Raw genomic sequence first — 23762 nt, forward strand, 5'->3', positions numbered from 1 at the left:
CTGTGCCGAGCATCGTTCTGGCCGGTGGGGGAACCGCCGGCCACACCTCACCCCTGATCGCGACCGCCGACGCGCTGCGCCGGATCGATCCGACCGTCGAGATCATCGCACTCGGAACCGAGCGGGGGCTCGAGACCCGGGTGGTGCCCGAGGCCGGGTACCGCCTCGAACTGATTCCGCCGGTGCCGCTGCCCCGCAAGCCCACGCCGGCGCTGTTCGCCGTACCGGGCAAGATGCTGAACTCGGTCAGCGCCGCCCGCAAGATCCTCGACGAGGCCAAGGCCGATGTGCTGGTCGGCTTCGGCGGCTACGTGTCCACTCCGGCGTACGTCGCCGCGTGGCGGCGCAAGACGCCGATCGTCGTGCACGAGGGCAACGCCGTACCGGGCATCGCGAACAAGTTCGCCGCGCGTTACTGCACGGAGAACGTGATCACCTCGTTCCCCGGCACCGACATCCCGCACGCGCAGTACGTCGGCCTCCCGATCCGCCGGGCCATCTCGACGATGGACCGGGCCGCGCTGCGGGCCGAGGCGCAGGCGTTCTTCGGTCTCGACCCCAACGCGCCGACCCTGTTCGTCACGGGCGGTTCGCAGGGCGCGCAGCAACTGAACAACGCGTTCGCCGGCGCGGCCGCGGACCTGCAGGCGGCCGGGATCCAGGTCCTGCACGCGATCGGGCCGAAGAACACCCTCGAGGTCGAGCAGACCGGCCCGTTGCCGTACCGCGTGCTCTCGTACGTCGACCGCATGGACCTCGCCTACGCCGCCGCCGACCTGGTGGTCTGCCGCTCCGGCTCGAACACGGTGACCGAGGTGTCCGGCGTCGGACTGCCGGCGATCTACGTTCCGTTGCCGCACGGTAACGGGGAGCAGCGCCTGAACGCCAAGCCCGTCGTCGATGCGGGCGGCGGACTGCTGGTCGACAACGCGACCGTCACGCCGGACTGGGTTCGCGCGACGATCCCGCAACTTCTGCACGACCGCGCGCGTCTGACAGCCATGTCCACCGCAGCCCAGGGTGTCATCCGCACCGACGCCGACGACCGGTTGGCGCAGATCATCCTCGATGTGGTGAGGTCTGCTTCGTGATCGTCACCGCTCCTGACACTCTCCTGCCCGCCGAGAAGCTGGGCCGGGTGCACTTCGTCGGCATCGGCGGCGCCGGCATGTCCGGCATCGCCCGGATCATGGCCTCGCGCGGGATCGAGGTCTCCGGCTCCGACGCCAAGGACGGCAAGGTGCTGGCCGCGCTGCGCGCGCTCGGCGCCACCTGCTGGGTCGGCCACGCCGCCGAGCACGTCGCCGCCGTCGACACCGTCGTGGTCTCCACCGCGATCCGCGAGACCAACCCCGAGGTCGTCGCGGCCCGGGCGGCCGGGATCCCGATCCTGCCGCGGGCCGCCGCGCTCGCCGCGGTGATGGTCGGCCGGCGGACGATCGCCGTGGCCGGTACGCACGGCAAGACCACGACCACGTCGATGCTGACGGTCGCGCTGCAGCACTGCGGCGTCGACCCGTCGTACGCGATCGGCGGCAACCTGAACGAGTCCGGCTCCAACGCGCACGACGGCACCGGCGACCTGTTCGTGGCCGAGGCCGACGAGTCGGACAAGTCGTTCCTGACCTACAGCCCCGAGGTGTCGATCGTCACGTCGGTCGAGCCCGACCACCTGGACAACTACGGCGACGAGGCCAGCTACTTCCAGGCCTTCGAGGACTTCTGCGGCCGCGTCCAGCCGGGCGGCTTCATGGTCGTCTGCTACGACGACGCGGGGGCGCGGCGGCTGGTGGACTTCGCCCGTACGAAGGGCATCGACGTCCGGACGTACGGCGAGGCCGAGGACGCGGACCTGAGGGTCACCGAGATCACCGCGACCGGCGCGGTGCAGTCCTTCGTGCCGATCTTCCGCGGGCGCAAGCTCCCCGTGGTCAACCTGCAGCAGGCCGGCAAGCACAACGTGCTGAACGCGTCCGCCGCGCTGCTGGTCGGACTCGGTCTGGGCTTTTCCGCGGCCGACCTGGCCGAGGGGCTGGCGTCGTTCACCGGGACCGGGCGGCGATTCGAGTTCAAGGGCATGGAGGACGGCGTACGGGTCTTCGACTCCTACGCGCACCACCCGACCGAGCTGTCGGTCGACCTGATCGCGGCGCGTCAGGTCGCGGGGGAGGGGCGCGTGATCGCCTGCTTCCAGCCGCACCTGTTCAGCCGGACGCGGATCTTCGCCACCGAGTTCTCCGAGGCGCTCGCGCTGGCCGACGAGGTCGTGGTGATGGACATCTTCGCGGCCCGGGAGGACCCGGAGCCCGGTGTCACCGGTGCCCTCATCGCCAACCACGTACCGCTGAAGCCGGAGCAGGTGCGGTTCGAGCCGTCCTGGTCCGCCGTACCGCGGGTGGTCGCCGACCTCGCGCTGCCGGGCGACCTCGTGGTCACGCTCGGCGCGGGCGACGTGACGCTGATCGGGCCCGAGGTGGTCGGGCTGCTGGCCGAGCGGGCGGCGCACAACGCCGCGCTGATCGAGTGATCCCGGAGACCGGCGCAGCATGAGTCAGGACGCTGATCTGGCCCGGGCCCAGCAGCGGTTCGCGCGCCGGCAGCGGCTGGTGCGCTGGAGGAGCTGGCTGCCGTGGGCGGTCGGCGGCACGGTCGTGCTGCTGTCCGCGATCACCGTCTGGCTGTTCTACTTCTCGTCCGCGCTGGCCGTCGACGGCGTCCGGGTGACCGGCGCCGACACGGTGCCGGTGGCAACGGTCACCCAGGTGGCCGACGCCCCGCTCGGGACCCCGCTGGCCAAGGTCGACCTGAACGTGATCGCCGAACGGGTGCGCGGCATCCAGTCGGTCGCCGACGCGCAGGTGACCCGCGCGTGGCCGAACCAGCTGGAGATCGTGGTCACCGAGCGGGTGCCGGTGGTCGTGGTCACGGACGGCAAGCAGTTCGAGCTGGTCGACGCCACCGGAAAGTCGTTCAAGACCGTGCCCGCGCGGCCGGACGGGCTGCCGGAGGCGCTCGTCGTCGGCGCCCGCCGCGACGTGACGATCCGGTCGGTCGTGACCGTGTCAGCCGCATTGCCGGTCGCGTTGCGGTCCGAGGTACGGTCGATCTCGGCGACGTCGCCGGACTCGATCACGCTCAACCTCGGGTCCGGGGTGAAGGTCGTCTGGGGCGGGTCCGATGACAGTGCGCAAAAGGCCGCGGTACTCAGCGTGCTGATGCGGCGGCAGGCCAAGGTGTACGACGTGTCCGCGCCCGATCTCCCTGTCACCAAAGGGGAAAAGAGGTAACGCGTCACATCCCGAACCACATCACGGGACGGGCGGCGAGGCGCGTGGACATTGGCGGAAGGCGTCCCGTAGCGTGCGACGCAATCGATAAAGTCGAGACAACTCTAAGCATCCACTTGAGGTTCAGTCTTTTCGCTGGAACTTTCGCTGGAACACGGCCGGGGACGGCTGGATAGACGGCCAACTGGTCACAACGGGACAGAACGAGGCGAGAGGCGCGGACGTGGCGGCACCGCAGAACTATTTGGCACTCATCAAGGTCGTCGGTATCGGCGGAGGCGGCGTGAACGCCGTGAACCGGATGATCGAGCACGGTCTGAAGGGCGTTGAGTTCATCGCCATCAACACCGACGCCCAGGCGCTGTTGATGAGCGACGCGGACGTCAAGCTCGACATCGGCCGCGAGGAGACCCGCGGCCTCGGCGCGGGGGCGAACCCGGCGATCGGGCAGAAGGCCGCCGAGGACCACGCGGAGGAGATCGAGGAGGCGCTCAAGGGCGCCGACATGGTCTTCGTCACCGCGGGTGAGGGCGGCGGGACCGGCACCGGTGGTGCACCGGTGGTGTCCCGGATCGCCCGCTCGCTCGGCGCGCTGACGATCGGCGTGGTCACCCGGCCGTTCTCGTTCGAGGGCAAGCGGCGGGCGACCCAGGCCGAGGACGGCATCGCCGCCCTGCGCGAAGAGGTCGACACCCTGATCGTGATCCCGAACGACCGGCTGCTCACGATCTCCGACCGGGCCGTGTCGGTGCTGGACGCCTTCAAGCAGGCCGACCAGGTGCTGCTGCAGGGTGTTTCCGGCATCACCGACCTGATCACGACGCCCGGCCTGATCAACGTCGACTTCGCCGACGTCAAGGCCGTGATGTCGAACGCCGGCTCCGCGCTGATGGGCATCGGCTCGTCCCGCGGCGAGGACCGCGCGGTGGCGGCGGCCGAGGCGGCCATCTCCTCGCCGTTGCTGGAGGCAAGCATCGAGGGCGCGCACGGCGTCCTGCTGTCGATCGCCGGGGGCTCCGACCTGGGGCTGTTCGAGATCAACGAGGCCGCGCAACTGGTCTCGGAGTCGGCGCACACCGACGCGAACATCATCTTCGGCGCGGTGATCGACGACGCGCTCGGCGACGAGGTCCGGGTCACTGTGATCGCGGCCGGCTTCGACGGCGGCATGCCGAAGCGCCGCGAGCAGGCGATGAACAGCGCCCGCCCGCAGAACCGCGCCGGCAGCGCCGAGGCCCCGCCCGCACGGCAGGACAACGGCTTCTCCACTCCGCCGCGCCAGGACAACACCGGCTTCCCGCCGCCGCGTCAGGACGGCTTCGCCGCGCCGCGGCAGGAGTCCTTCTCCGCGCAGATGCACCAGCCGGACAGCAACAACCCTCCGGGCTACTCGCCGGGCGGAGTCGGCACCAACGCCGCGTCCCAGTCGGCTTCGCAGGGCCAGTCCTCGCAGGGTCAGTCCGGTCAGCCGCAGCAGCACACGCCGCCGCAGGTTCCCGGCACCGTCCCGTTCAGCCCCAGCAACCCGGCCCCGAACTCGACCCCGCCGGCCGCCCAGCCGCCGGCGGCTGATCAGGGCGCGCAGGTGACGCAGGGCCAGTTCGGTACGCCGTCCGACGACACCGTCCCGGTCCCGCCGAACACCGAGCACCGCTCCGGCGCAGGCACCACGCACTCCGCCCGCCCCCAGTCCGGCGAGCCGGTCCGCACCCCGCCGCCTGCCCAGTCGAACCCGGCGCCGTACTCGACCCCGTCGTCCAACCCGACGCCCACCCAGACCCCACCCACCCGCCCCACCAGAAAGCCGGACCCCGAGGAAGACCTCGACATCCCCGACTTCCTGAAGTAACCACCAGCACCCCGAACGCCCCGGCCTCCGGCCGGGGCGTTCGCGTTTGGGGGAGGGGGTGGGTCGCCCCGCCGCCGGGATGCTTCAGCTTTCGGGGCGGTAGACGGCGACCACCACGCCGTGGCGGGCCTCGCCTGGGCCTGCGTCTTTCAGGCTGGTGGTGATCTTGTCGAGCTGGGCCGCGAGTTCTTCGGCCTGCGACCTGGTCAGGCGGATGTTGCGGATGTTGAGGAGCGGGTCCTCGGCGGTCTGCAGGTCGGCGGCGACGGCCTGCAGGGCGATCGCGTTGTTCTCGCGGGCGCCTTCGCCAGTGAAGCTGAATCTGTGCGCGCTGCGGCGGTAGTACTGCTCGGTCCCGCCGCGGACCTGGCGAGTTTCGGTCACCTCGACCATCCCCGCCTCCCGCAGTACGCCGAGGTGGTGCGCGATGTTGCCCTTCGCCGTACCGAGGGTGACCGCCAGCTGGCTGATCGTCGCGGCCTCCAGGCCCAGCGCGAACAGCAGCCGGTGGCGCAGCGGATGGCCGAGCGCCTTGAACTGCGCCGCCGTCGAGATCTCCAGCTCTTCGTCCATGAATCAAGCGTCAAGGTTCCTTGACGCTTTGTCAATCCGCGTGCTTCACTCCTCGCCATGCACAGCGACGAGATCCGAAGCATCGTTGACCGCCTGGCCGCCCTCGTGAGCGAGCACTACGTCTTCCCCGACGTCGGCCGCGGGATCGCCGACCGCCTGACGAAGGCCGCCGGCGAAGGTCAGTACGACGGACTGACCGACCCCGAGCGGCTCTCCGCCCAGGTCACCGCCGACCTCCAGGTCGGCAACCAGGACAAGCACCTGCGCCTCAAGTTCCACCGCGGCGAGGTCCCCGACGAGACCGACCCGGTCGAGGAGGAGCACTACTGGGCGACCCGCGCCCGCCTCGACGCCGGCGGGATGGCGCGCGTCGAGCGGCTGCCCGGCAACATCGGCCTGCTCGAGATCAGGCCGATCCTGTACGACCCGTCCCACGCCGGCGCCGCCCTCACCGCCGCGATGTCGTTGCTCTCAGCAACAGACGCCCTGGTCCTGGACCTCCGCGGCTGCCTCGGCGGGTCGCCCGACCAGGTCGCCTTCGTCTGCAGCCACCTGTTCGACGGCGAACCGGTCCACCTGAACGATCTGGTCACTCCCGCCACCGGAGTCGTCCGCCAGTTCTGGACCTTCCACGTGGCCGGCCCGCGCTTCGGCGGCACCAAGCCGATCTGGGTCCTGACCAGCGCCTCCACCTTCTCCGGCGGCGAGGAGCTGACCTACGACCTGCAGCAGCTCGGCCGCGCCAAGATCGTCGGCGAACGCACCGGCGGCGGCGCCCACCCGCGCCAGGGCTTCAAGCTGCACCCGCACCTGGAAGCGACCGTCCCGCTGATGCGCGCGATCAACCCCGTCTCGGGCACCAACTGGGAAGGCACCGGCATCACCCCCGACCTCGAGGTCCCGGCCGCCGACGCGTACGACGTCGCCTACCGCGAGGCGATCGACCACGTCCTCGCCCTCCCCGCCGCCCCCGAACGCCTCGCCATCCTCGACGAGGCCAGAGCCCAATTCGCCGGTTAACCCGGCAAATGGTGGGTTCGACCCCTGCGTGCAGCAAGCGAACCCATCGTTTCGAGGGTTAACCCGGCAAACGGGGTGGGGTGGGTGTGGGTGAGCGGGCGGTCGTTTCGGGGGTTGCCCTCCGGATGCGGGTGGGGGTGAGCGAGCAGGGCCTGGTCGGCTGGGTAGCCTTCAGGCGTGTTCGGTTACGACGAGGTTCTCGGCAGTGCGCGGCTCGCCTTCACCGATCGCTACGGGGGAGCCAGCCTTCCGCCGTACGGCGAACTGAATCTCGGCAGCGCGGCGGGTGACGAGGCCGAGGCGATCGCCGAGAACTTCCGCCGGGTCGCCGCTGCGTTCGACCTGCCTCCGGAGGCAGTCGTCCGGGTCAGCCAGGTGCACGGTCGCGATGTCCACGTGGTCCGGCCGGACGACGAGCTCCCGGTCAGCCCGAACCCCAAGGCCGACGCGCTCGTCACCACTCGCACCGACGTCCTGCTCGCGGTTCGCGCGGCCGACTGCCTGCCGGTCCTGCTCGCCGACCCGGTCAACGGTGTGATCGGCGCGGCCCACTCCGGCCGCCGTGGCCTATACGCCGGTGTGGTGCCGGCCACGGTCGACGCGATGCGCGGACTCGGCGCCGAGTCGATCACCGCGGTCCTCGGTCCGTACGCCTGCGGCCGGTGCTACGAAGTGCCCGCGGAGATGCGGGCCGAGGTGGCCGAGCGCGTACCGGCGTCGTACGCGGAGACCAGTTGGGGTACGCCGTCGATCGACGTCGCCGCCGGTGTGACCGCGCAGCTGGCCGAGCTCGGCGTCGAGGTGGTCGACCGGACGCGCTGCACGATCGAGTCCGAGGATCTCTACTCGTACCGGCGCGAAGGCCAGGTCAGCGGCCGGCTCGCCGGGCTGATCAGGTTGGGCGAATGACTCGCGACGAAGACCAGGCTGACCCGCGAACGACCCGCGAGGACGACCGGGCTGACCCGCGAACGACCCGCGAGGACGAGCGGGCTGATCCGCGAATGACGCGCGAGGAAGAGCTGCGGGGCAACGTCGAGCAGGCCCGGCAGCGAATCCGGGCCGCCTGCGCGGCCGCCGGTCGTCCTGAGGACTCGGTCACACTGGTCGCGATCACCAAGACCTTCCCGATCGAGGACGTCCGGACGCTCGCCGCCCTCGGCGTCGCCGACGCGGGGGAGAACCGCGAGCAGGAGCTGAAGGTGAAGGCGCCCGACGCGCCCGAGCTCACCTGGCACTTCGTCGGCCAGCTCCAGTCGAACAAGGCCCGCTCGGTCGTCCGCCTCGCCCAGGTCGTGCACTCCGTCGACCGGCTCTCCCTGGTCGGCGCGCTGTCGAAGGCCGCGGTGGCCGAGGAGAAAACTGTGCGGTGTCTCCTGCAGGTGAGCCTTGCGTCGTACGGGCCCGAGGGCGCCGAGACGGGGACGAACCGCGGCGGCGTCGCGCCGGGCGACGTACCGGACCTGGCGGCGGCTGTCGCCGAGGCCGACGGGCTGGAGCTCGGCGGCGTGATGGCCGTTGCACCGTTGGGATCCGACCCCGACGAGGCCTTCGCCGCGCTCCACGCGGTGTCGTCGCGGCTACGCTCCGAACACGCCGGCGCCGACTGGATCTCGGCCGGGATGACCGGTGACCTGGAGGCGGCGATCAGGCAGGGAGCGACACACGTTCGGCTCGGGCGTGCATTACTCGGAACGCGTCCTCCACTGGGCTAGTGTCGACATCGAGTGGATCGCGAGGTCTGCTCACTTGTCGGCGGAAGAACCGGATTCGAAGGGCTGGAGGGCCATGAGCGGCGCGCTGCGCAAGATGGGTGTGTACCTCGGCTTGGTCGAGGACGGCGAGCGCTACAACGCGCGCTACGACGACGAGTACGACGACTACGACGAGTACGAGGACGACGTCGTCGACGGGGAGTCCCACGAGGCCGAACCGGTCCGCGAGTCCCGGGACGCGCGCGACGGTCGCGAGGTTCGCGACGGTCGTGACCTGCGTGACCGCGAGGAGCAGGGCGCGACGGTCAGCAAGTTTCCAGATCGGCGTGGAGTCTCACCTTCCCCGGAGGTTACCGAGTTGGCCCGCATCACCACCGTGCACCCGCGCAGCTACAACGAGGCGCGCGTCATCGGTGAGCACTTCCGTGACGGCACGCCCGTCATCATGAACCTGACCGAGATGGACCACGCCGACGCCAAGCGGCTGGTCGACTTCGCCGCCGGGCTGATCTTCTGCTGCCGTGGCTCGATCGAACGGATCACCACCAAGGTGTTCCTGGTCTGCCCGCCGAACGTGACGGTCGCCGCGGAGGAGAAGGAGAAGATCGCCGCGGACGGGTTCTACAACCAGAGCTAGTGGGCTCCGGTGACTTCCCCGGTCTTCTACACTCATTGACGACATGGTTGCTCTAGCGCTCGTCCTCAGTGTTCTCAGCTGGGTGCTGCTCGCCTTCTTCCTGATGCTGGTGGCGCGGTTCGTGCTCAGTCTGATCGTCATGTTCGCGCCACAGTGGCACCCCAAGGGCCCGCTGCTGCTGCTGTTCGAACTGGTCTACTCCGTGACGGATCCGTTCCTGCGGCCGTTGCGCCGGATCCTGCCCCCGATCGGGGCCGGCGGAATCCGGATCGACCTGTCCATGCTGATGTTGTTCGTGCTCGTCTCACTGGCGATGTCGGTCAACAACACCGCGATCCGGTCCCTGTGAGCGGCCGGGAACCCACCCCGGCCGGGCCGTCGCGGGGCAGTTCGAACCATCGTCAGGAGGGGTAGAACCAGACCGAGCAACGGGGTCGGGGTCAAGTTGCCACCCGGCCCGGATTCCGCCAGAACACAACGAAGCGATAACGTGATCTACTGAGTCGCCGGGGTTTGCGCCCCAGACTCCGCCAAGACACAGACAAACGAGGTGAAAGATGCCGCTGACGCCGGATGACGTCCGCTCGAAGCAGTTCACGCCCGTCCGATTGCGGGAGGGTTACGACGTCACTGAGGTCGACTCCTTCCTCGACGAGGTGGAGGCCGAGCTCGAGCGCCTTCTCGCCGAGAACGAGGAGCTGCGCGCGAAGCTGGCGGCGGCCCAGCGCGCTGGTGCGGGCCAGGAACGGCCGGTCGACCAGACCGCCGCTCTCCCGCCCGTCGTGCAACAGCCCAAGCCCGCTCCGGTCGTGGTCGAGAAGCCCGAGGAGAAGCCACCAGTCGTTGCTGCTCCGGTAGCGGCCGCGGGGGCTGCTGCGGCGGCAGGGACCGTCGGCGACGCGTCCAGCTCCGCCGTACGGCTGCTGGAGATGGCCACCAAGCACTCCGACGACCTGGTCCAGGAGGCGAAGGACACCGCCGACAAGATCATCGGCGAGGCCCGCGCCAAGGCCGAGCGGCTGGAGAACGAGGCCCGCGGCAAGGCTGACCGGATGACCGGTGAGGCCCGCGCCCGCGCCGAGAAGCTCGACGGCGAGATTGCCGAGCGGCGCGCGCAGATGCTGGGGACCCTGGAGAAGCAGAAGGGCCAGCTCGAGCGCACGATCGACGACCTGCACGCCTACGAGCGCGAGTACCGCAGCCGGCTGAAGACGTACTTCACCGAGCAGCTCAAGGCGCTCGGCAACGGCGACGACACGCTCAGCCCGCGCAACGGCTTCCGCCCGGAGGCCCGCGCGCAGGCTCACGGTCACGGCGTGTAAACAACACCTCGGAGGAGGAGGCGGTGCTTTCCGGCGGCACCGCCTCTTCGTCATGTCCGGGAACTTCTGACTGACCGCGCCGCCGCGGTCACGCAGAGTCAGAATCCGGTCCGAGTACTGAACTGAACGCAGTCTTAACCAAAGCCGAGAAGCAGCAACGCAGCGGGGCCCGAGCCTGATCCCAGGCCGGGCCCCGCTGCGTTGCCACTCACGGCCAGGACAGCGCCGGCTTGCGGCCGCTGAGCGTCTCGACGTCGGTCAGCCGCAGCCGGTACGGCGTCAGCCGCAGCAACGACGGCGACTCCGCCGCCGGTCCGTCCGGGAAGACGCTCCAGAAGTCGTAGCCCAACGGCGCCGGGGCGTCCCGGTACAGCTCCCACACCCGTTGCCGGGTCGCCGCATCGGCGACCCACTCGGCGTGACAGTCCGCGACCGCCACCTCGTGCCCCGGCTCCCAGTAGCTGCAGCTCACGTGCGGGCTGAACGCGAGGTGCCGCCGTTTCAGCGGCGTCGCCCGAGTCACGATCCAGCCGGTCAGCCCGGTGGGCTGCTGTTCCCAGATCGGGTGCAGGATCCGGCTCCTCGGCCGCAGGTCCTCGCCGACCGTCGCCACCGTGCACCAGACGATCTGGTGCGCTCTGTCGATGAACTCCTTGTGCACAACCATGGTTGTAGATTATCTGATGCACAACCGAAGTTGTATAGTTCGGGAGATGGAGTTCGATCCGGCCGCGGCCGACCTCTCGCTGGCGTCGCTGTTCGCGGGCTGGGCGCTGGCCGACGAGGTGCAGGCCAAGCTCGCCGCCGACGGGTTCGAGGACAGCCGGTTCGCCGACGGAGTCGTCTTCCAGCACCTGGTCGGCGGCGGACCGATGACGATCAGCGCGCTCGCCGAGCGTCTGGGTGTTACCCAGCAGGCCGCGTCCAAGTCCGTCGCGGATCTGGAGAAGCGCGGGTACGTCGCCAGGGAGGCCGATCCGGCCGATGCACGAGCGCGCAACGTCGTACTGACGCAGCGCGGGCAGGCGGTGATCGCCGCGGCGCGCAAACATCGGGCAGCGGTGGAGCGGCAACTACGCAAGGCGCTGGGCGCCGACCGCGTGGAGGCCGCTCGACTGGTACTGGTCGACGTCATGGACCACCTCGGCGCCGGCTCGTCGCTGCGAACCCGCACCGTCCGACCACCCCGCTGAGCTGAGCCGGAGGTTCCACGGAACCTCCGGCTCAGTACCTCAGGCCTTCTGCAGCCAGTAGGTCAGGCCCAGGTCCTCGTCGGTGCCGGTGGTGAGGCCTTCGGTTGCCTCAGGCGCCGACTGGACCACCGCGGTGGCGAGCACCTCGCGGGCGACGTCGTCCGCGTGCTTGCCGAGGGCATCGGCCAGTTCGGCGTCGGTGGCGTTGAGCCAGACGCTGATCCGGTCCGAGACTTCCAGGCCGGCGTTCTTGCGGGCCTCCTGCAGGGTCCGGACCACCTCGCGGGCCAGGCCGGCCTGCTTCAGCTCCGGCGTGACCTCCAGGTCGAGCGCGACCGTCTCGCCCTGCTCGTTGACCACCGACCAGCCCTCGCGCGGCCGTTCCGAGATCAGCACCTCGTCGGCGCTCACCTCGACCGGCTCGCCCTCGACCAGGACGGTCGCCGTACCGGACGCCTTCAGCGCCGCGGCCAGCTCGGCCGCGTCGGCCGCGGCGATCGCCTTGGCGACCACCGGCGTCTGCTTGGCGAACCGCTTGCCGAGCTCGCGGAAGTTGCCCTTGGCGGAGTGCTCGACCAGGTCGGCGCCGGCCGACGACAACGGCTCGACCGTGCCGACGTTCAGCTCCTCGGCGATCTCGCGCAGCAGCTCGTCGGACAGGTCCGCGATCGCCGCCGACCCGACCAGCGCGCGGCTGAGCGGCTGCCGGGTCCGCACCTTCGCCTCGGCCCGGGCCGACCGGCCCAGCTCGACGACCCGCTTGGCCATCGAGACGTGCGTCGCCAGGGTGTCGTCGATCAGCGTCTCGTCGTACTCCGGGAACGTCGACAGGTGCACCGACTCGGGCAGTCCGGGCGTGACCGGCCGGAACACGTCCTGCCAGACCCGCTCGGTCAGGAACGGCGTCAGCGGCGCCATCAGCCGGGTCAGTACGTCGAGCGTCTCGTGCAGCGTCGCCAGCGCGCCGGTGTCACCGGACCAGAAGCGCCGCCGCGAGCGCCGGACGTACCAGTTCGACAGCGTGTCGACGAACGAGCTGATCAGCGCGCCCAGCTTCTGCGTGTCGTACCCGGCGTAGGCCTCGTCGGCGTCGCGGACCAGCCGGTGCGTCTCGCTGACCAGCCAGCGGTCCAGCACCGAGCGCTCGGCGACGGGCGGGACGTCGGCCGGGTCCCAGTCGGCCAGCCGCGCGTACAGCGCGTGGAAGGCCGCCGTGTTCCAGTACGTCAGCAGCACCTTGCGGACGATCTCGTTCAGCACGTTCGGTCCGATGCCGCGCGCCTTCCACGGCGAGCCGGAGGCGGCCATGAACCAGCGCACCGCGTCCGCGCCGTGGTCGTCCATCAGCGGGATCGGCTCCAGGATGTTGCCCAGGTGCTTGGACATCTTCCGGCCGTCCTCGGCCAGGATGTGCCCCAGGCAGACCACGTTGCGGTACGACGACTCGTCGAACACCAGCGTGCCGATCGCCATCAGCGTGTAGAACCAGCCGCGGGTCTGGTCGATCGCCTCGGAGATGAAGTCGGCCGGGTAGGCCTTCTCGAACTTCTCCTTCGAGCCCTCGACCCACGGGTAGCCCCACTGGGCGAACGGCATCGAGCCCGAGTCGTACCAGGCGTCGATCACCTCGGCGACCCGGTGCGACTCGCCGCCGCAGGTCGGGCAGGCGAAGGTGATGTCGTCGACGTACGGGCGGTGCGGGTCGGTGCCGCTCAGGTCGCGGCCGGCCAGCTCGCCGAGCTCGGCCAGCGAGCCGACGCAGACCAGGTGCTCCTCGGAGCAGCGCCAGATCGGCAGCGGCGTCCCCCAGTAGCGGGAGCGCGAGACGGCCCAGTCGATGTTGTTGCGCAGCCAGTCGCCGTACCGGCCCCACTTGACCGACTCGGGGAACCAGTTGGTCTTCTCGTTCTCGCGCAGCAGCGCGTCCTTCACCTGCGTGGTGCGGATGTACCAGGACGGCAGCGCGTAGTACATGACCGGCGTGTGGCAGCGCCAGCAGTGCGGGTACGGGTGCTCGTACGGCACGTGGCGGAACAGCACGCCGCGGGCGTCGAGGTCCTTGACCAGGTCCTCGTCGGCCTTCTTGAAGAACTGCCCACCGACCAGCGGCAGGTCCGCGTCGAAGCGGCCGTCCGGACCGACCGGCTTCAGCACCGGCAGGTTGTACGCCTTGGCGACCAGGAGGTCGTCGGCGCCGAAGGCGGGGGACTGGTGGACCAGACCCGTGCCGTCCTCGGTGGTGACGTACTCGGCCAGTACGACGTAGTGGGCCGGCTCGTCGAACGCGACCAGCTCGAACGGCCGCTGGTAGGTCCAGTGCTCCAGCTCGCGCCCGGCGTACGTGTTGGTGACGGTCCAGCCCTCGCCGAGCGAGCCGAGCAGCGGCTCCGCGACGACCAGCGACTCGACCCCGTCGGTCGCGACGACGTAGTCGACGTCGGGGTGCACGGCGACGGCGGTGTTGGAGACCAGGGTCCACGGGGTCGTGGTCCAGACCAGCAGCGACGCCTGACCGGCGAGCGGACCGGAGGTGAGCGGGAAGCGGACGTAGACCGACGGGTCGACGACGGTCTCGTAGCCCTGGGCCAGCTCGTGGTCCGACAGGCCGGTGCCGCAGCGCGGGCAGTACGGCGTGATCCGGTAGTCCTCGACCAGCAGGCCCTTGTCGAAGACCTGCTTGAGCGACCACCAGACGGACTCGACGTACTGCGGGTCCATCGTCTTGTACGGGTGCTCCATGTCGACCCAGTAGCCCATCCGGCTGGTCAGCTCGGTGAACGCGTCGACGTTGCGCAGCACGGACTCACGGCACTTGGCGTTGAACTCGGCGATGCCGTACGCCTCGATGTCGTTCTTGCCGCTGAAGCCGAGCTCCTTCTCCACCGCGACCTCGACCGGCAGGCCGTGGCAGTCCCAGCCGGCCTTGCGCTCGACCGAGAAGCCCTTCATGGTCCGGTACCGCGGGAAGACGTCCTTGAAGACCCGGGCCTCGATGTGGTGGGTGCCGGGCATGCCGTTGGCGGTCGGCGGGCCCTCGAAGAAGGTCCAGGGCTTCCCGCCGGCGCTCTGCGCGAGGGACTTGGCGAAGGTGTCCTGCTCGTCCCACGTCCGGAGCACGTCGTGCTCGATCGCGGTCAGGTCCACCTGGGCCGGTACCTGCTGCCACGGGGTGGTCGGGGTGTCGTCCGCCATTGTCTGGCCGTCCTTCGTCGAGCTGCTGCCGGACGAAGGGACGACGTACGGCGACGTCGCCGTACTCCGCGGTACCACCCTCCTTGGTGACTGAACGTCACCCGCTTCGTTCTGCTCCGCTGCCGGGTCTAATGAGTCCTGGGACCGTTCTTCCGGCGGCTCCGGGGTGATGGCCCCATCAGCGCCTTGCGGTGGCGGAAAAAAGTGTACGACTTCACACCAGCCCGCCACTAATCGTTAATGCCTGGCCAGACGGGTCCCGGGCGGTCACAATGCTGCCTGGCGGGGGAGGTGGGACATGGGCGTGGCCGAATCAACTGCTTGCCTGAAGGCGCGTCGCAACACGGCTGAGACGCGCGGAACATCGAGCGGCCTTGAAGAAGCGACTACCGTATGTCCACGGTCTGCGCGTCGGGCTGGCACGTGGGCTCCGCGTGACCTACTGTCTTGCGACCAGTCCGCTTCAGTCTCCGACGAAGGCAGGGGGTAGTCGAAGTATGGCTACATCGGCAAAGAAGTCCGCCCCCGGAAAACGCACCGCCGCGGCCGAGAAGAGTGCCGCGACCGCCAAAGAGCCGGCCAAGAAGGCCGCGAAAACCCCTGCCAGGAAAGCTCCGACGAAGAGGGTGGCCATGAAGACCAACGAGAACAGGACCCCGGCAACGGCGCCGGCCAAGTCGCCCAAGAAAGCCGAGAACCTGACCGTACGCGACGGGGAGACCCCGTGGACGGCGGCCGAACTGACCGAGCTGCGCGGTGAGCTCGAGGCCGACGTGGTGCACCTCAAGGAGGAGATCCGCGACGCCGAGCAGGAGATCGTCGGCCTGCTCCGCGACGGTGGCGACGGGGCCGGCAACGACCAGGCCGACGTCGGCTCGACCACGCTCGAGCGGGACCACGAGATGTCGCTGGCCAGGAACGCCAGCGACATGCTGGACCAGATCGAGCGGGCGCTGGCCAAGATCGACGACGGCACGTACGGCGTCTGCGAGAGCTGCGGCAAGGCGATCGGCAAGGGACGGCTGCAGGCGTTCCCGCGTGCGACACTGTGCGTGTCATGCAAAGAACGCGAAGAACGCCGCTGAGCCAAGACCAGTCGTCCCACTCCTCAGGGGACGCCGAAGAGCTGACCGAACCGGCCGACACGTCGTCGGCCGGTTCGCCGTCGTCTCCGGACGACCCGGCGTCCGCCGTACGGGATCCTGACGCCCCGGTTCCGGCCGAGTCCGGCGTACGGGATCCGGATGTCCCGGCTTCGGCCGAGTCCGCCGTACCGGCGACGCCTGAGCAGGTCGACGCCGAAGCAGTCGGCACCGAGGCGGCTCCGGCCAAGCCCCGGTCCTGGCGACTGACCGCGGTCTTCGCCGTCGTCGGCCTGCTGATCCTCGGTCTGGACCAGCTGACCAAGATGCTCGCGCTGCAGCACCTCACGCCCGGGGAGCCGGTGAACGTGATCGGTGAGCTGCTCAAGTTCAACCTGATCCGCAACCCCGGCGCCGCGTTCAGCCTCGGCTCGGACTTCACCCCGGTGATCTCCGCGATCCAGATCGCCGTCGCGGTCGGCGTGATCTGGCTGTCGCGCCGGCTCGGCTCGGCGGGCTGGGCGGTCGCCTTCGGGCTGCTGTTCGGCGGCGCGGTCGGCAACATCACCGACCGGATCTTCCGCGAGCCGTCGCCGTTCCACGGGCACGTGGTCGACTTCCTGCAGACACCGCACTGGGCGATCTTCAACGTCGCCGACATGGCCGTCACCTCGGCCGCGATCCTGCTGGTGATCCAGACGCTGCGCGGGATCAAGCTGGACGGCACCAAGGACGTGAGCGCCAAGTGAGCGACTCCAGGACCGTGATGGTCCCCGACGGCCTGGCCGGCGAGCGTCTCGACGCGGCGCTGTCGCGGCTGTTCGGGGTCTCCCGGACGAAGGCCGCCGAGCTGATCGAGTCCGGTCTGGTCCAGGTCGACGGCGCGAAGGCGATGAAGTCGGCCCGGGTCACCGCCGGCGTGATGCTCGACGTCGAGCTGCCGGCGCCCCCGGGCGAGGTGAGCGTCGTACCGGAGACCGTCGAGAACCTGCGGATCGTGCACGACGACGACGAGATCATCGTGGTCGACAAGCCGGTCGGTGTCGCCGCCCACCCGTCCCCGGGCTGGACCGGCCCGACCGTGATCGGGCACCTGGCCGGCGCGGGCTTCAGCATCTCCACCAGCGGCGCGGCCGAGCGCAAGGGCATCGTGCACCGGCTCGACGTCGGGACGTCGGGGCTGATGGTGGTCGCGAAGACCGAGTACAGCTACACCGTGCTCAAGCGCGCCTTCAAGGAGCGCACGGTCAAGAAGATCTACCACGCGCTGGTGCAGGGCCACCCGGACCCGTTCACCGGCACGGTCGACGCGCCGATCGACCGGCACCCGCACCACGACTACAAGTTCGGCGTCGTGGCCGGCGGCAAGCCGAGCGTCACGCACTACGAGACGCTCGAGGCCTTCCGGTACGGGACGCTGCTGGAGATCACGCTGGAGACCGGCCGGACGCACCAGATCCGCGTCCACATGTCCGCCATCGGCCACCCGTGCTGCGGCGATCTCACGTACGGCGCCGACCCGGTGCTCGCCGACCGGCTCCAGCTGAAGCGCCAGTGGCTGCACGCGATGCGGCTCGGCTTCACCCACCCCGGCTCGGGGGAGTACGTCGAGTTCAGCTCCGAGTACCCCGACGACCTGGACCAGGCCCTGGACCGGCTCGTCGACACCCAGTGAAGCTGTACCTGTCGTCGTTCCGGCTGGGCGACCACCCGGAACGGTGGCTCGCGATGCTGCCCGCGCGCGCCCGGATCGCCGTGATCTGCAACGCCATCGACATCGAGGAACCGATCCTGCGCGAGGAGAAGGTGCTCGCCGAGCACCGCTGGCTGGTCGAGCTGGGCCTGCTCCCGCAGGAGGTCGATCTGCGCGACTTCACGCCGGCTGAGCCTGGCGCTTCGGCGGCGGCGCTGCTCACCCACCTCTCATCGTTCGACGGGCTCTGGGTCCGGGGCGGGAACGTCTTCACCCTTCGGGCGGAGATGGCCCGGAGCGGCCTCGACCAGATTCTCCCGGACCTGATCCGCTCCGAGCAGCTCGTGTACGCCGGCTACAGCGCGGGCGGCTGCGTCCTCGCCCCGAGCCTGCGCGGCCTGGAGCTGTGCGACGACGCCTCGGTCGTCGACGACGTGGTGTGGGACGGCCTCGGCGTACTCGACGAAGCCTTCGTCCCGCACCTGAACTCACCCGGCCACCCCGAGACCGAGCTGATCGAGCAGGTCCGCGACCTGTACGACCGCACCGGCGTACGGTACGTGCCCCTCCGCGACGGCCAGGCTCTCGTCATCGACGGGTCCTCACGCGAGCTCGTGTAGCTACAGCTGGTCCAGTGCCTTCGACAGGGTGGTCAGCGCTTCGACGGCCCGGGCGAACTCCTCCTGCCCGAGCACACTGCTCAGGCGCTTCGCCTGCTTGGCGTGCTCGGGGCTGATCGCCCGTACGGCGTCCAGCCCGTCGCTGGTGACCGCGACCAGCTTGGCTCGCCGGTGCGCCGGGTTGTCCCGGTACTCCGCGAGTCCGCGCTCCACCAGCACGTCGGCGGTGCGCTGGACGGCCTGCCGGGTGATGCCCATCTCCCGGGCGATCGACGCGACCGGCAGCGGCGTCTGGAGGACGGCGCCGAGCACCTGCCACCAGGTTGCCGTCAGCCCGACCGGCTTCGCCAGGCTGTCCGCCAGCTCCAGGAACTGGCCGTTGAGCTTGAACGCCGCCAGCGCCGCCGCACCGAGCAGCTCCTGGTCACGAGTCACCTGTCACGCACCCATCAGCTCGTAGTACCCCGCCGCGTCCTGCCGCCCGTACAGCTTGTACCAGGAGTCGAGCACGGCCGGCTCGTAGATGCCCAGCTCCGCGAAGACCGCCCGGGCGAACTCGACCGGTGCCTGCGCCTTGCCGGTGATGAGCCCGCGGTCGTTCACCGCCGGCTTGTCCCGGTAGAGCTTGCCACCGGCGTACCCGAGGCTGTCGAGGAAGGCCGCCGCGTTGCTGGTGTGCTCGTGGTCGTCGAGCATGCCGGCCATCGCCAGCGCGCCGGTGGCTCCGCAGATTGCCGCGACCGGGACGCCGGCCGCGCGGAACTCCCGCGCCTTCGCGACGTACGGCGCGTACGCCGGTGTCGGGAACAGGTCGTTGCCGGGCAGGACCAGCATCGCGCTGTCGCCCGGGCTCAGCTCGTCGAGCGGGAGGTCGGGCAGGACGCGCAGACCGCCCGCCGTGGTCACCGGCTCGGTGCCCGCGCTGACGGTCCGGATCCGGAACCGCCCCGGCGTCCTGTGCCAGGCGGGACTGTTGACACTCGCGGTCAGGAACCCGATCTCCCAGTCGGCGAGGGTGTCGTAGACGGCGACGTGGACGGTGGTCACGCTGTTCTCGGTCATGACAACAGCTTGTCAAAATGACAACATGTTGTCAATGGGTGGTGACCGGATACCGGGCGATCTCGGGTCCGGCCGGGCGGCCGTAGGCGGGTCGCCGAAAACTGTCCGAGCGACCTGCCTAAGCTGTCTTCGTTCCGCTCACCAACGCCCTGGGAGGTCTGCGCAGACATGGCGTCCAGCGACAGTTTCGTGCATCTACACGTGCACACCGAGTACTCCATGCTGGACGGCGCCGCGCGGATCGACGAGTTGTTCAAAACCGCCCAGGAGATGGGCCAGCCGGCCATCGCCACCACCGACCACGGCTACGTGTTCGGGGCGTACGAGTTCTGGAAGACCGCGAAGAAGTACGACGTCAAGCCGATCATCGGCGTCGAGGCCTACCTGACCCCGCACACGCACCGCAGCGAGCGCAAGCGGGTCAAGTGGGGCGACGCGAACTCCGGCCGCGACGACGTCTCCGGCTCGGGTGCGTACACGCACATGACGCTGCTGGCGAAGAACACCTCCGGCATGCACAACCTGTTCAAGATGAGCTCGCTGGCCAGTCTCGAGGGGTACTACTTCAAGCCCCGGATGGACCGCGAGCTGCTGAACACCTACGGCAAGGGCCTGATCGCGACCACCGGCTGCCCGTCCGGCGAGGTGCAGACCCGGCTGCGGCTGGGGCAGTACAAGGAGGCGATCGAGGCCGCCGCGGAGTTCCGCGACATCTTCGGCGCGGAGAACTACTACTGCGAGCTGATGGACCACGGGCTCGGCATCGAGCGCAACATCCAGGGCGACCTGCTGAAGCTGGCCAAGGAGCTCGGGCTGCCGCTGGTGGCCACCAATGACCTGCACTACACCAAGCCCGAGGACGCGGTCGCCCACGCGGCGCTGCTGTGCGTGCAGTCCGGCTCGACCCTGTCGGACCCGAACCGGTTCAAGTTCGACGCCAACGAGTTCTACGTCAAGACCGCCGCGGAGATGCGCGAGGTCTGGAAGGACTACCCGGAGGCCTGCGACAACACGCTGCTGATCGCCGAGCAGTGCGACGTCAGCTTCACCGAGGGGGAGGGCCGGTTCATGCCGCGCTTCCCCTGCCCGGACGGGCACAACGAGGAGTCCTGGTTCGTCGCCGAGGTCGAGACCGGCCTGCACAAGCGCTACCCCGCAGGCGTTCCGGACCACGTCCGCAAGCAGGCGGAGTACGAGATCGAGGTCATCACCTCCAAGGGGTACGCCGGCTACTTCCTGGTCGTCGCCGACTTCATCAACTGGGCCAAGGAGCACGGCATCCGGGTCGGCCCGGGCCGTGGGTCCGGTGCGGGCTCGATGTGCGCGTACGCGATGCGGATCACCGACCTCGACCCGCTCCAGCACGGCCTGATCTTCGAGCGCTTCCTGAACCCGGAACGCATGTCGATGCCCGACTTCGACATCGACTTCGACGACCGCCGCCGCCCCGAGGTGATCCGCTACGTCACCGAGAAGTACGGCGACGACCGGGTCGCGATGATCGTCACCTACGGCACGATCAAGGCCAAGCAGGCGATCAAGGACGCCGGCCGGGTGCTGGACTACCCGTTCGCGATGGGCGACCGGATCACCAAGGCGATGCCGCCGTCGGTGATGGGCAAGGACGTGCCGCTGTCCGGCATCTTCGACCCTCAGCACAAGCGCTACTCCGAGGCCGGCGAGTTCCGCCAGCTGTACGAGTCCGACCAGGACGTCCGCAAGATCGTCGACACCGCCCGCGGCCTGGAGAACCTGAAGCGCCAGTGGGGTGTGCACGCGGCCGGCGTGATCATGTCCTCGGAGCCGCTGATCGAGCTGATCCCGATCATGCGCCGCGAGCAGGACGGCCAGGTGATCACCCAGTTCGACTACCCGAGCTGCGAGACGCTCGGCCTGGTCAAGATGGACTTCCTCGGCCTGCGCAACCTGACGATCATGGACGACGCGGTCAAGAACGTCGAGGCCAGCCGCGGCATCACGCTCGACCTGGACGAGCTGGCCAAGACCCTCGACGACGGCCCGACGTTCGAGCTGCTCGGCCGCGGTGACACGCTCGGCGTCTTCCAGTTCGACGGCGGCCCGATGCGGGCGCTGCTGCGGCTGATGAAGCCGGACAACTTCGAGGACATCTCCGCGGTCGGCGCGCTCTACCGGCCCGGCCCGATGGGCGCGAACTCGCACACCAACTACGCGCTGCGCAAGAACAAGCAGCAGGAGATCAGCTACCCGCACGACGAGCTCGCGGTCGCGCTGGAACCGATCCTCGGTACGACGTACGGCCTGATCGTGTACCAGGAGCAGGTGATGGCGATCGCCCAGCAGCTGGCTGGGTACACGCTCGGCAAGGCGGATCTGCTCCGCCGCGCGATGGGCAAGAAGAAGCGCGAGGTGCTCGACGCGGAGTACGTCGGCTTCTCCGAGGGGATGAAGGCCAACGGCTTCTCGGCGCAGTCGATCAAGGCGCTGTGGGACGTCCTGGTGCCGTTCTCCGACTACGCGTTCAACAAGGCGCACTCGGCGGCGTACGGGCTGGTCTCGTACTGGACCGCCTACCTGAAGGCGAACTACCCCGCCGAGTACATGGCCGCGGTGCTGACGTCCGTCAAGGACGACAAGGACAAGATGGCCATCTACCTGAACGAGTGCCGCCGGATGGGTATCAAGGTGCTGCCGCCGGACGTCAACGAGTCCGACTCGAACTTCACGCCGGTCGGTACCGACATCCGCTTCGGGCTGTCCGCGATCCGCAACGTCGGCGTCAACGTGGTGGCCGAGATCGTCGCCGCGCGCGAGTCCGAGGGCCGGTTCACCGACTTCGTCGACTTCATCGACAAGGTGCCGCTGCCGGTCTGCAACAAGCGGGTGATCGAGTCGCTGGCCAAGGCCGGCTCGTTCGACTCGATGAACCACGCCCGCCGCGCGGTCGTCGCGGTGCACGAGCAGGCCGTCGACGAGGCCATCGACCTCAAGCGGAACGAGGCGCACGGCCAGTTCGACCTGTTCTCGATGGGCGACGACGAGGCCGACACGAGCGACGGCAACAGCCGGCTGACGGTCCGGGTGCCGGAGATCGAGGAGTGGGACAAGGCGACCAAGCTGGCGCACGAGCGCGACATGCTGGGCCTGTACGTGTCCGACCACCCGCTGTTCGGCGTCGAGCACGTGCTCACCAACGGCACCGACTGCACGATCGGGCAGCTGCTCGCCGACGAGGACCGGCCCGACGGCACCCGGGTGACGATCGGCGGTCTGGTCACGGCGGTCCAGCGCAAGGTCAACAAGCGCGGCGACATCTACGCGATCGTCACGATCGAGGACCTCGAAGGTTCGATCGAGGTGATGATGTTCTCCTCGGCGTACCAGCTGCACGCGCACCTGCTGACCAACGACGCGATCATCTTGATGAAGGGCCGTGTCCGGCGCCGCGAGGACCGGCTCGAGCTGAGCGGTGACGAGGTCACCGTGCCGGACCTGACCCAGGGGCCGAGCGGACCGGTCGTCATCACGATGCCGGTCAACCGCTGCACCCAGCCGGTGGTCGACCAGCTGCGCGACGTCCTGCAGTCGCACCCCGGCATGACCGAGGTGCAGCTGCGCCTGCAGGCCCGGCAGAAGACGACGGTGATGCGGATCGGCGACCGCTTCCGGGTCACCCCGACGTCGTCGCTGATGGCCGACCTGAAGGCGCTGCTCGGCCCGTCCTGCCTGGCCGGCTGAGGCACCGGTGCACGAAGACATTGACCCGGTACGTCACACTGGCCCCGTGAGTCAGCCACCCCCACCCGACGCAACCCAGCCGAACCCACCGGGGCCTTGGTCCACTGGGCAACCGGAGCCGGGTGCGCCGAGGCAGACGGACTCCCCGGCGCACGCCGGGCCGGTGTACTCCGGGGGTGGCGGGCCGTACGCTCCGCAGGCGTTCGGGGGGTCCTTCGGGGTGCCGGTCGAGCCGGCGCCGAAGCTTCCGTGGAGCCGGGCGATCGCGGTGACCGTTGCCGTGTTCCTGGTCGCCGGCGCGATCGCCGGGTGGGCGTGGCAGCAGTACGCGCCGCTCGCGCAGTACACGATCGACGAGAACGGCGGCTCCCTCGGCGAGGAGCAGATGACCCGGGTGTTCGGCCCGGACGGCATGTTCGTCGCGATCGGCTTCCTCACCGCGCTCGTGCTCGGCGCGGCCCTGTTCTGGTGGTTGCGCGACTACGGACCGTGGGCGGTCGCCGTCGTGTGCGTCGGCTCGGTGGTCGGCTCGGCCGTCGCCTGGGGCGTCGGCATGCTGCTCGGCCACGACCCGCTCGACCCGCGCCTCGAGGCGGCCAAGCCCGGCGACCTGCTCGCGGCGCCGCTCGAGCTGCACACCTGGACCCCGATCGCCTCCTGGCTGGTCGGCGCCGCGCTCGCGGCCGCGATCATCTCCGCGCTCACCTGGCGCGCGGAACCAGTTGCAACCACATCGGTATCTTCCGCGTCAGAATCACCGGCGCAGGTGAAATAGCCTGTTCCGGCCCGGTGGCATCTCA

At 69.6% G+C, this 23762-nt stretch carries 21 protein-coding genes and 1 pseudogene; 17 read left to right on the forward strand and 5 right to left on the reverse strand.

Features of this window, described 5'->3' with window-relative positions:
• The first annotated feature begins 2 nt into the window (after window positions 1-2).
• From murG to ftsZ, 4 genes and pseudogenes are all read left to right on the forward strand, one after another.
• Entirely contained in the window at window positions 3-1091 is a 1089-nt protein-coding gene (murG, locus tag ABD235_RS04055; protein ID WP_344169532.1) for an undecaprenyldiphospho-muramoylpentapeptide beta-N-acetylglucosaminyltransferase, read from the forward strand.
• The gene (murC, locus tag ABD235_RS04060) at window positions 1088-2527 is read left to right on the forward strand and encodes a UDP-N-acetylmuramate--L-alanine ligase (protein WP_344169534.1); all 1440 of its coding nucleotides are present in this window, start codon (window positions 1088-1090) and stop codon (window positions 2525-2527) included. The genes murG and murC overlap by 4 nt, the downstream gene beginning before the upstream one ends.
• A 19-nt stretch (window positions 2528-2546) precedes the next feature.
• Window positions 2547-3287 carry a cell division protein FtsQ/DivIB gene (locus tag ABD235_RS04065; protein ID WP_344169537.1) on the forward strand — a complete coding sequence of 247 codons (741 nt, stop codon included), beginning with the start codon at window positions 2547-2549 and terminating at the stop codon, window positions 3285-3287.
• A 223-nt stretch (window positions 3288-3510) separates the two neighbouring features.
• A pseudogene (gene ftsZ / locus ABD235_RS04070) lies at window positions 3511-4671 on the forward strand (cell division protein FtsZ); the annotation flags it as partial.
• Window positions 4672-5220: 549 nt separating this feature from the next.
• Here the strand turns inward: ftsZ and ABD235_RS04075 are convergent.
• Window positions 5221-5709 carry an ArsR/SmtB family transcription factor gene (locus tag ABD235_RS04075; RefSeq protein WP_344169540.1) on the reverse strand — a complete coding sequence of 163 codons (489 nt, stop codon included), beginning with the start codon at window positions 5707-5709 and terminating at the stop codon, window positions 5221-5223.
• A 57-nt stretch (window positions 5710-5766) separates the two neighbouring features.
• On the opposite strand from ABD235_RS04075, the gene ABD235_RS04080 reads away from it, so the two are divergent.
• The 6 genes from ABD235_RS04080 (at window position 5767) to ABD235_RS04105 (ending at window position 10403) form a co-directional block, all read left to right on the forward strand.
• Window positions 5767-6729, forward strand: coding sequence for a S41 family peptidase (locus ABD235_RS04080; protein WP_344169543.1), 963 nt, complete (start codon window positions 5767-5769; stop codon window positions 6727-6729).
• A 177-nt stretch (window positions 6730-6906) separates the two neighbouring features.
• Entirely contained in the window at window positions 6907-7638 is a 732-nt protein-coding gene (gene pgeF, locus ABD235_RS04085; protein WP_344169546.1) for a peptidoglycan editing factor PgeF, read from the forward strand.
• Window positions 7635-8444, forward strand: a complete 810-nt coding sequence (locus ABD235_RS04090) for a YggS family pyridoxal phosphate-dependent enzyme (RefSeq protein ID WP_344169549.1) — start codon at window positions 7635-7637, stop codon at window positions 8442-8444. Before pgeF ends, ABD235_RS04090 begins: the two co-directional genes overlap by 4 nt.
• A 73-nt stretch (window positions 8445-8517) precedes the next feature.
• Entirely contained in the window at window positions 8518-9081 is a 564-nt protein-coding gene (locus ABD235_RS04095; RefSeq protein WP_344169552.1) for a cell division protein SepF, read from the forward strand.
• A gap of 43 nt (window positions 9082-9124) precedes the next feature.
• On the forward strand, window positions 9125-9430 hold the full coding sequence (locus tag ABD235_RS04100; protein ID WP_344169555.1) for a YggT family protein: 306 nt from the start codon (window positions 9125-9127) through the stop codon (window positions 9428-9430).
• A gap of 208 nt (window positions 9431-9638) precedes the next feature.
• Window positions 9639-10403, forward strand: coding sequence for a DivIVA domain-containing protein (locus ABD235_RS04105; RefSeq protein ID WP_344169558.1), 765 nt, complete (start codon window positions 9639-9641; stop codon window positions 10401-10403).
• 208 nt (window positions 10404-10611) lie between these two features.
• Here ABD235_RS04105 and ABD235_RS04110 read toward each other — a convergent pair whose 3' ends face one another.
• Window positions 10612-11070, reverse strand: a complete 459-nt coding sequence (locus ABD235_RS04110) for a pyridoxamine 5'-phosphate oxidase family protein (RefSeq protein WP_344169561.1) — start codon at window positions 11068-11070, stop codon at window positions 10612-10614.
• A 46-nt stretch (window positions 11071-11116) separates the two neighbouring features.
• Here ABD235_RS04110 and ABD235_RS04115 point away from each other — a divergent pair, with 46 nt between their 5' ends.
• Window positions 11117-11596 carry a MarR family winged helix-turn-helix transcriptional regulator gene (locus tag ABD235_RS04115; protein ID WP_344169563.1) on the forward strand — a complete coding sequence of 160 codons (480 nt, stop codon included), beginning with the start codon at window positions 11117-11119 and terminating at the stop codon, window positions 11594-11596.
• Between the two features lie 39 nt (window positions 11597-11635).
• Here the strand turns inward: ABD235_RS04115 and ileS are convergent, their stop codons facing one another.
• Window positions 11636-14788 carry an isoleucine--tRNA ligase gene (ileS, locus tag ABD235_RS04120; protein ID WP_344169566.1) on the reverse strand — a complete coding sequence of 1051 codons (3153 nt, stop codon included), beginning with the start codon at window positions 14786-14788 and terminating at the stop codon, window positions 11636-11638.
• A gap of 632 nt (window positions 14789-15420) precedes the next feature.
• Between ileS and ABD235_RS04125 the strand changes: the two genes are divergently transcribed.
• From ABD235_RS04125 to ABD235_RS04140, 4 genes are read left to right on the forward strand one after another with little or no spacing between them, the layout of a single operon-like run.
• Window positions 15421-15873: a TraR/DksA family transcriptional regulator gene (locus ABD235_RS04125; protein WP_344169569.1), complete on the forward strand. Its 453-nt coding sequence runs from the start codon at window positions 15421-15423 to the stop codon at window positions 15871-15873.
• Complete coding sequence (gene lspA / locus ABD235_RS04130; protein ID WP_344169572.1) at window positions 15846-16619, forward strand: signal peptidase II; 774 nt, start codon at window positions 15846-15848, stop codon at window positions 16617-16619. Before ABD235_RS04125 ends, lspA begins: the two co-directional genes overlap by 28 nt.
• Window positions 16620-16636: 17 nt before the next feature.
• Complete coding sequence (locus ABD235_RS04135; RefSeq protein ID WP_344173652.1) at window positions 16637-17545, forward strand: RluA family pseudouridine synthase; 909 nt, start codon at window positions 16637-16639, stop codon at window positions 17543-17545.
• A complete protein-coding gene (locus ABD235_RS04140; RefSeq protein WP_344169575.1) occupies window positions 17542-18183 on the forward strand; it encodes a Type 1 glutamine amidotransferase-like domain-containing protein in 642 nt (213 codons plus the stop codon). Before ABD235_RS04135 ends, ABD235_RS04140 begins: the two co-directional genes overlap by 4 nt.
• On the opposite strand, the gene ABD235_RS04145 is transcribed toward ABD235_RS04140, so the two are convergent.
• Together ABD235_RS04145 and ABD235_RS04150 are read right to left on the reverse strand one after the other, a co-directional pair.
• Window positions 18184-18618, reverse strand: coding sequence for a MarR family winged helix-turn-helix transcriptional regulator (locus tag ABD235_RS04145; RefSeq protein WP_344169578.1), 435 nt, complete (start codon window positions 18616-18618; stop codon window positions 18184-18186).
• A 3-nt stretch (window positions 18619-18621) separates the two neighbouring features.
• Entirely contained in the window at window positions 18622-19245 is a 624-nt protein-coding gene (locus ABD235_RS04150; RefSeq protein WP_344169581.1) for a DJ-1/PfpI family protein, read from the reverse strand.
• 168 nt (window positions 19246-19413) lie between these two features.
• Here ABD235_RS04150 and dnaE point away from each other — a divergent pair, with 168 nt between their 5' ends.
• Both dnaE and ABD235_RS04160 read left to right on the forward strand, forming a co-directional pair.
• Window positions 19414-22962 (forward strand): DNA polymerase III subunit alpha, encoded by a 3549-nt coding sequence (gene dnaE, locus ABD235_RS04155; RefSeq protein WP_344169584.1) that lies wholly within the window; start codon window positions 19414-19416, stop codon window positions 22960-22962.
• Window positions 22963-23182: 220 nt separating this feature from the next.
• A complete protein-coding gene (locus ABD235_RS04160; protein WP_344169587.1) occupies window positions 23183-23737 on the forward strand; it encodes a hypothetical protein in 555 nt (184 codons plus the stop codon).
• The last annotated feature ends 25 nt before the right edge of the window (window positions 23738-23762 follow it).

It is taken from the genome of Kribbella lupini (assembly GCF_039529595.1).
GTDB lineage: Bacteria > Actinomycetota > Actinomycetes > Propionibacteriales > Kribbellaceae > Kribbella > Kribbella lupini.